The organism is Methylobacterium sp. WL18 (genome assembly GCF_008040015.1).
GTDB classification, from domain to species: Bacteria; Pseudomonadota; Alphaproteobacteria; order Rhizobiales; family Beijerinckiaceae; genus Methylobacterium; species Methylobacterium mesophilicum.
In genome coordinates this window covers 1-8,146 of record NZ_VRVD01000187.1, presented here as the reverse complement: position 1 = coordinate 8,146, position 8,146 = coordinate 1, and the positions used below count along the sequence as shown (strand labels likewise).

The 8,146-nt window shown below is 68.7% G+C and carries 5 protein-coding genes and 1 pseudogene; 1 reads left to right on the top strand and 5 read right to left on the bottom strand.

Annotation, left to right across the window (positions count from 1 at the left end):
- On the top strand, positions 1–1,809 hold a 1,809-nt coding region (locus tag FV228_RS14755; protein ID WP_147855311.1), incomplete at its 5' end, for an L-glutamate gamma-semialdehyde dehydrogenase.
- A gap of 4 nt (positions 1,810–1,813) precedes the next feature.
- Here FV228_RS14755 and FV228_RS14750 read toward each other — a convergent pair.
- The 5 genes and pseudogenes from FV228_RS14750 to FV228_RS14730 form a co-directional block, all read right to left on the bottom strand.
- On the bottom strand, positions 1,814–3,406 hold the full coding sequence (locus FV228_RS14750) for an ABC transporter substrate-binding protein (protein WP_147855310.1): 1,593 nt from the start codon (positions 3,404–3,406) through the stop codon (positions 1,814–1,816).
- A 197-nt stretch (positions 3,407–3,603) separates the two neighbouring features.
- Complete coding sequence (locus FV228_RS14745; protein WP_147855309.1) at positions 3,604–3,897, bottom strand: DUF2218 domain-containing protein; 294 nt, start codon at positions 3,895–3,897, stop codon at positions 3,604–3,606.
- 582 nt (positions 3,898–4,479) lie between these two features.
- Positions 4,480–5,754, bottom strand: coding sequence for an MFS transporter (locus FV228_RS14740; protein ID WP_238259377.1), 1,275 nt, complete (start codon positions 5,752–5,754; stop codon positions 4,480–4,482).
- Between the two features lie 90 nt (positions 5,755–5,844).
- Positions 5,845–7,437, bottom strand: a complete 1,593-nt coding sequence (locus FV228_RS14735; protein WP_147855307.1) for a gamma-glutamyltransferase family protein — start codon at positions 7,435–7,437, stop codon at positions 5,845–5,847.
- A 120-nt stretch (positions 7,438–7,557) separates the two neighbouring features.
- A pseudogene (locus FV228_RS14730) lies at positions 7,558–8,103 on the bottom strand (SDR family NAD(P)-dependent oxidoreductase); the annotation flags it as partial.
- Positions 8,104–8,146 lie beyond the last annotated feature (43 nt).

Here is an 8,146-nt window from a genome sequence, read left to right as displayed (position 1 = left end):
GCGGTGGAGACCGAGGCCCGCGCCGCCCGTCTGCGCGCCGCCGCCGACGCCTTCGAGGCACGGATGCCGGCGCTGATCGGGCTGATCGTGCGCGAGGCCGGCAAGTCCTTCGCCAACGCCGTCGCCGAGATCCGCGAGGCCGTGGACTTCCTGCGCTACTACGCGGCCGAGGCCGAGCGGGCTCTGAACGGCCCGCACGCGCCGCTCGGGCCGGTCGTCTGCATCGCCCCCTGGAACTTCCCGCTGGCGATCTTCGTCGGGCAGGTCGCCGCCGCCCTGGCGGCCGGCAACCCGGTTCTGGCCAAGCCCGCCGCGGAGACGCCGCTCGCGGCCGGGGAGGCGATCCGTCTGCTGCACGCCGCCGACATCCCGGAGGATGTCCTACAGATCCTTCCGGGTCCCGGCGATGTCGGGGCGGCCTTGGTCGGGGACGCCCGGGTGCAGGGCGTGATGTTCACCGGCTCGACCGGGATCGCGAAGTCGATCCAGGGACGCCTGGCCGAACGCCTGAGCCGCGACGGCGAGCCGGTCCCGCTCGTCGCCGAGACCGGCGGCCAGAACGCCATGGTGGTCGATTCCTCTGCCTTGGCCGAGCAGGTGGTCGCCGACGTGATCGCTTCGGCGTTCGATTCCGCCGGCCAGCGCTGCTCGGCCCTGCGCATCCTGTGCCTTCAGGAGGAGATCGCGGATCGTACCCTGGAAATGCTCCGCAGCGCCATGCGCGAACTGGTCGTCGGCGATCCCCGCCGGCTTGCGGTCGATGTCGGTCCGGTCATCACCCGGGCTGCGGCCGAGCGCCTGAACCAGCATGTCGAGACGATGCGGGGACGCGGCTTCGCCATTCACCAGGTCCCGCTGCCGGCCGAGACGGCGAACGGCACCTTCGTCCCGCCGACGCTCATCGCGATCAATCGCGTCGCGGATGTCGAGCACGAGGTGTTCGGGCCGGTGTTGCATGTCCTGCGCTACGCGCGCCACGATCTCGACCGCCTGCTGGAAGAGATCGACGCCACCGGATACGGCCTGACCTTCGGCCTCCACACTCGCATCGACGAGACTGCCGACCGGATTCTCGGCCGCGCCGGCGCCGGCAACCGCTACGTCAACCGCAACGTCATCGGCGCCGTGGTCGGCGTCCAGCCCTTCGGCGGGTCCGGCTTGTCCGGTACCGGGCCGAAGGCCGGCGGTCCGCTCTACCTCGGCCGTTTGCTGAAGAGGCCGCCGCAGGCCGCGCTCGCCGGCCTTGAAGGCCCAAGCGATCTCGGCCGACGCTACGCGGAGTGGCTTCGATCCCGCGGGCACGACCCGCTCGCCGACATCGTCGCCGCGTTGCCGTCGATCCAGGGCGCGGAGATCGCTCTGGCCGGGCCGGTCGGGGAGCGTAATCTCTACGCCCTGCGCCCGCGCGGCCGCGTGTTAGCGATCGCCGAGACCAAACGCGGCCTGATCCTTCAACTCGGTGCGATCATCGCCACCGGCAACCGCGCCGTGGTGCTGAGCCCGGACCGGATCTTCGCGGCCCTGGCCGAGCTGCCGGCCGAACTCGCGGCCCGGGTCGAGCGCACGGCGGATCTCGCGCAGGCCGGCGAGGTCCGGGCGGTGCTGTACGAGGGCGATCCCGTCGGCCTGCGGACGCTGAACCGCGCCCTGGCCGAGCGACTTGGTCCGATCCTTCAGAGTCAGGCCCGCACGGTCGACGCGCTTGCGGCGGGCGACCTCTACACGCTCACCGGCCTGGTCGAGGAGCGCTCGACCGCGATCAACACCGCGGCCGCCGGGGGCAATGCCAGCCTGATGGCGATCGGCTGATCAATCACGCCGACCGGCGCAGATTCCAGAACAGCGGCAAGCCGGTGAGCATGCCGTCCAGGTCGCGCCGGTAGGCGGTGGGCTGGAAATACTGGCCGCACGGAATGTAGGCGCCGACCTCCAGGGCCCGGGACTGGATGTTCGCCGCCAACGCCTTCTGCGCGCCGACATCCGGGGCCGCGAACCACGCGGCGCGCATCTCCTCCAGAGGCGCATCCGTCAGCCAGCTCGGGACGCCGGCCCGGCCGTTGCCGCGGGCCGCCAGATGGTAGGCCGGCGAGATCATGTCGAGCCCGCCGGAGAAGATGCCGAACATCGACCAACCGCCCTGATCGAGCGGCTTCGCATTGAGGATCCGCTGGTTCACCGTGCCCCAATCGGTGGAGACGAGGTCGAGGTTCATCCCGAGCTTGCGGCAAAGGTCGGCCATGACCTCACAGACCGCGTTGATCCGCGGCACGTCGGTGCCCGCCAGCAGCACGACCCGCTCGCCGTTGTAGCCGGCCGCCGCCAGCGCCCGCTTGGCGGCTGCGATGTCGCGCGGACCGGTGAACACCGACATCCCGGCCTCCGAAGCCATCGGGCCGCCGGGGGTGAAGATGCCGGCCGGACCGCGACGGATCGACGGATCGCTGCCTGCGACCGCGTCCATCATCTCGTTCTGATCGACCGCCGCCAGGAGCGCCCGGCTGATCGCGGGATTGTCGAAGGGCGGCAGGGTATGGTTGAGGCGGATCTGCCCGATCAGGCCGGTCGTCTCCACCAGCTCGACGCGTACGTCGCGCTGGCGCAGCAGATCGGGCACGAGATCGACCAGCGGCTGCTCCCACCAATCGATCTCGCCCGAACGCAGGGCGCCGGCCGCGGTGGCGCCATCGGGGATCGTGCGCCACTCGATCCGGTCGAAATGTGCGATCCGGGGTCCGGCGGTGAAGCTCGGCGTGCCATCCTGACGGGGGCGGTAATCCTCGAACTTTCGGTAGACGTTGAGCGATCCTGGCACGCGCTCGGTCGCGACGTAGCGATAGGGCCCGCTGCCGACGATCTCCGCCACGGCTTGCGTGGCCGGCATCGCGCTCAGCCGTTCCGGCATGATTACCGGCAGGTAGGAGGTCGGCTTTGCCAGGGCGTCCGGGAGAAGCGGGAACGGCCGCTTGAGCCGGAACTGCACCACGGTGTCGGACGGGGCGGAGAGTTCGTCGACGGTTGCGAACAGCGCTCCCCCGAAGGCATCGCGCCCGGACCAGCGCTTGAGGCTCGCGACCACGTCGCGGGCGAGGACCGGGGTGCCGTCGTGGAAGCGCAGGCCGTCGCGCAGGGTCAGTCGCCAGGTCAGCCCGTCCGGCAATACGTCCTGGCTACCAACCATTTGCGGCTGCGCGCGGTAGGACGCATCGAGGCTGTAGAGCGTGTCGAACACCATCAGCGCATGCGTGCGCGTGACGTAATTCGTGGTGATGATCGGATCGAGTAGAGCGAGGTCGGCGTAGGGCACGAAGCGGAGTGTCGTGGCCGAGGCCGCCCGGACGAGGGCGGGCCGCGCCATGGCTCCGGCCATCAGGGCGCCGGCGCCTCGCAGCAGGGTGCGTCGCTTCATACTGTCGTCCCGCTCCGATCCACGGTTGCCGACGCGGTTTCGCGCAGCGCTTATCGGTTGCAAAGCCTACGCCAGCAGCCGGATCCGGGATGGTCAGGATTGAGACAGCCGTCCCGGTCTGAAGCCGGGCGGCCCATAGCGGAACGCCACCGCTCGCGCGTCCTAGGGATCCGCGCTCCGGCAACCCCGGCGATCGATCAGGCGGCGCGAGACCAGCGGATATCGCCCAGGCTCTCGCGGAATGCGAAGCGGGCCAGGTGGTCGGCGACCACGTTCTCGAGTCGAGTGAGGTTGACCGGGTCGGCGCTGTCGATGCGCATCACCAGGGCGTCCGGCTCGGCGTCGAAGGTGCAGATGCGGTCTTCGCCGAACGGCACGGTGCCGTGCTCGGGGGTCGCCTCGACCTTGAACTTGTGGCTCCAGTGCCGGCACAGCTGCTGCAGGTAGCGGCTTGCCTCGGCGGTCTGCACGCGGGCCTGAGAGGTCGGCATTCCGTGGGTCTCCAGAAAGATGAACGCTGTCTTCGGTGGACGGCGTGTCGCGATATCTCGCACGTGCGAGATGAACGCATCCTGAGCAAGGACTATGCCCGGGCTCACGAGGCTGTCCCCGATCGCTGCATAAAGGGTCTGCTCGAAGCGTTAGCAAGCGTTTAACGACCAACACGACGGCCGCCGAACGCGGCGCCGCGCGACTGTCCTGCACCCCTCGACGTGCCGAATTATGGCGCGCCGCACAAATTCCATCGCCCTGATGGGACGGGTGAGGCGAAGTCCACCGGCGAGCGATAGCGCCATGGGGACGGCCTGCGTGACTATGGCCGAACGCGGACGGTATCACAGCGTCGGGCGAGGTCGGGCCCACGATCGAGGCTCGCAACGACGGTGTGGCAGAGGATGTCCTATGCCAGCCCTGCGGTATCTGCCCCCCACAAACTCCTCATGGCGGTGTCCTGAGGCGCCGGTTACCCAGGCCGGGCGACTGCCTCACGTCCGGATCAAACTCTGCAGGACACGCCCCGGCTTAAGCTGCACCCGGCAGCCGCCGCCTTCTTCCGATTACGGAGACACAGATCATCGCAATCCAAATTTCCTACGGACCAGCACCAGGCACGTGAGGCTGATTCCGGCTGCGAACATCAGGAAGAAACTGGGCGCGAGCGGCGTGTGCGTGATTGCGATCAGGCTCTCGATCCAGAACGGTGCGAAGCCGCCGAAGAGCGTCACGCCGACGTTGTAGCTGATGTTCATGCCCGTGCTTCGGGTGCGGGTCGGGAAGATCTCGGCCATGAGCGCCGGCAGGGCCGCGCTGTAGCTCGCCTTCAGGCCGCCGATCAGGGCGAGCACCGGCACGATGACGAGCAGGACCGGGTAGCTGATCAGAAGCGCGAAGGCCGGAATCATCAGCACGAACACCGCGATCACCACGATCCGCATGATCGGCGTCCGGCCGACCCGATCGGACCAGTGCCCCACCAGCGGTGCGACCGTCATCAGCATGACGGCGCCGACGAACGATGCCAGGAAACCGATCCAGGACGGCAGACCGAGTTGCTTGGCGGCGTAGGTCGGCGTGTAGTTGATCATGTAGTTCAGCGCCGTGGAGGTCGCCACGAGCCCCGTCGCCAGCAGCATGTTGAGCCATTGTTGCCCGAACAGATCGCGTACGGGTGAGCGCGCCTCACCCGTCTCGGCCGAGGCCTCGAATTCGGGCGTCTCCGTGATGTTGCGACGGATGTAGAGGCCCACGGGACCGATCAACAGCCCGAACGCGAACGGCAAGCGCCAGCCCCACGCGGCGATCTGGTCAGCGCTCAGCGTGGCGCTCAGGATGACCCCGGACAAGGCCGCCAGGACGCTCGCCAGGCCCTGGCTGGCGAACTGGAAGCTCGCGAAGAAGCCTTTGCGCGTCGGCCCGTGCTCGACCATGAAGGCGGTCGATGCGCCGAACTCGCCGCCGACCGAGAAACCCTGGATCAGCCGTGCCACCAGCACGCCGACCGAGGCCAGGATGCCGATCGACTCGTAGGACGGCATCACGACCATCATGAGGGTCCCGACCATCATCAGCATGATCGACAGCATCAGTGCGGGCTTGCGGCCGGCCCTGTCCGCATAGAGGCCGAGCACGATCGCCCCGAGCGGGCGCATTAAGTACGAGATGCCGAAGCTGCCGAGGGCGATCAGTAGCGACGTGGTCGGATTGTCGGTCGGGAAGAACAGCTTCGAGATCGTGACGGCGAAGTAGAGGTACAGCGTGAGATCGTAGAATTCGAGGGCGTTCCCGATCGAGGACGCGATCACCGCCTTATACATTTGCGACGCTTCGCGGACGGGTGTCGCGCTCACGGCCGCGTCCGGTGACGACATATGCTGCTCGATCTCGGTTGGATGAGGCGCGCGTCGCGACGGGGTTTTCAGACGTCGTCGGGCGAGGATCTAAAATCCGCCGGCATGGCCGTCCTTGCGGGGATCGGAGCCGCCGACGTAGCCACCCTCAATTCTGCGCACGAGCTGCGCCCCCCCGAACCCGAAGGCAGAATCCGGCGGCTCGCGGACGAGTTCGTGGCCGCGCGCCTCCAGGTCGCCCAGCGTCGAGGCCGGGAACGCGGTCTCGACCGCCACCTGCAGGCCGGCGACGTGGCGCCAGCGGGGCGCGTCCACCGCCGTCTGCGGATCCTGCCCCCACACCTGGGTTCGGACCACCACCTGCACGTGGCCCTGCGCCTGGATCGGCCCGCCCATGAAGCCGAACGCCATCAGCGGTGCGCCGTTCTGCATCACGAAGCCCGGAATGATCGTGTTGAACGGGCGCTTGCTCGGCCCGACCTGGTTGGGATGGCCCTCGGCCAGGGTGAAGCCGTACCCGCGGTTCTGCAGGCTGATGCCCGTCTCCGGGACCACCACGCCGGACCCGAAGCCCGAATAGTTCGACTGAATGTAGGAGACCATCATGCCGTCGGCGTCGCCGGTGGCGAGGCACACGGTCCCGCCCTCGTTCGGCGCTCCATGCCCGAACACCTGCGCGCGCCGATGGTCTATCAGGGCCGCTCGCGACGCCAGGTAACCCGGGTCCAGCAGATGGTCGTGGGTAACCTTGGTCATGTGGCGAAGGTCCGCCGCGTAGGCGTAGACATCCGCGAAAGCGAGCTTCATGGCCTCAATCTGGAGATGGAGCGCGTCCGCGCCGTCGACCGGGAGATCCTCGAGGCCGGTCGCCCGGAGAATACCGAGCGCCATCAGCGCCGCGATGCCCTGACCGTTCGGGGGGATCTCGTGCAGGCTCACGCCGCCGAAATCCTGCTGAATCGTGCCGCACCAATCCGCGCTGTGGTCGGCCAGGTCGCCCTCGTCGAGCGCCGCCCCGTGCGCGCGGGCGAAATCCGCGATCCGGAGAGCCAACGCCCCCCGGTAGAAGCTGTCGCCACGCGTCTCGGCGATCGACCGGAGCGTGCGCGCATGGCCGGGCGACCGGAACAGCTCGCCGGCGGCTGGCGTGCGCCCGTCCGGCATGAAGGTGGCCGCAAAGCCGGGCTGGTTCTTCAGTTCCGCCGCGCCGCGCCTCCAGAGTTCGGCGATGACGGGCGAGACCAGGAAGCCGGCCTCGGCGTAACCGATGGCCGGCTCGAAAAGGCGCTCGAACGGCAGCTGCCCGAACCGCCGCGACAGCTCAACCCAAGCCGAGACCGCACCCGGGACCGTCACGGTGTCCCAGCCGCGATGCGGGAACGCGGCGTGCCCAACGTAGCGTTCAGGCGTCCAACCCGCCGGCGAGCGGCCGGACGCGTTGAGCCCGTGGAGCTTGCCGTCGTGCCAGAGGATGCAGAAGGCGTCCGACCCGATGCCGTTGCCGGTGGGCTCGACCACTGTCAGCGCGATGGCCGCCGCCAGCGCGGCGTCGAGGGCGTTGCCGCCCTGTTGCAGCATCCTGAGCCCGGCCTGCGTAGCGAGCGGCTGCGACGTGGCGACGAGATTGCGGGCGAAGACGGGCGAGCGCCGGGAGGCGTAGGGCGCATCGTGTCGGTACTGCATATCGGCCTCGTGGACGTCCCCGGCTAGCAGAACCGATCTCCGCAAGCCTCATGCCCTTCAAGAGGGCCACATCGAGCCGCGGATCCCGATAAACCGATGATCGGGGGCGATCTTTCCCGCTCAGAGCTTGATCCCTTCGAGGTAGCCGCGATTCCACGTCGGGCTGATCAGGATCTCGTTGACGCAGACGGTCGCCGGGAGGCGCGCCACGAACAGGATCGTCTCGGCGAGATCGTCCGATTGCAGCATGCGCGCCTTGTCGTCCGCCGTGACCGGAACGGGACGCTTGTCCAGGATGGGTGTCGCGACCTCACCGGGGCAGATGCAGCAGGAGCGGATGCCGTGTCCGCATTCCTCCTGGTTCAGGCTCTCGGAGAGCGCGACCAGCCCGTGCTTGGCCGCCGAGTAGGCCGGCCCCGTCAGCTTGGACACGTAACGGCCGGCCCACGACGAGACCTGAATGATCAGGCCGCCCCGCTGGGCGCGCATCGTCGGAAGCACGGCCCGGGATGCGTAGAAGGGGCCGTTGAGGTCTACGCCGATCACCGCGTCGATGTCGGCATTCGAGATCTCGCTCCAGGACCGGTTCGGCACGTTGAGCCCGGCGGAGTTCACCAGGATGTCGCAGCCTTGGTAGGCCGCGTGGACCGCCGCCCAGGCACGCTCGACGTCGGCGGCGGTCCACGCGGCCTACCAAGGCTGCGACATC

Excerpts from the sequence above, each read along its gene's own strand:
- FV228_RS14745 (WP_147855309.1), bottom strand. The coding sequence starts at position 3,897 with ATGCCGACCTCTCAGGCCCGCGTGCAGACCGCCGAGGCAAGCCGCTAC.
- FV228_RS14750 (WP_147855310.1), bottom strand. The coding sequence starts at position 3,406 with ATGAAGCGACGCACCCTGCTGCGAGGCGCCGGCGCCCTGATGGCCGGA.
- FV228_RS14735 (WP_147855307.1), bottom strand. The coding sequence starts at position 7,437 with ATGCAGTACCGACACGATGCGCCCTACGCCTCCCGGCGCTCGCCCGTC.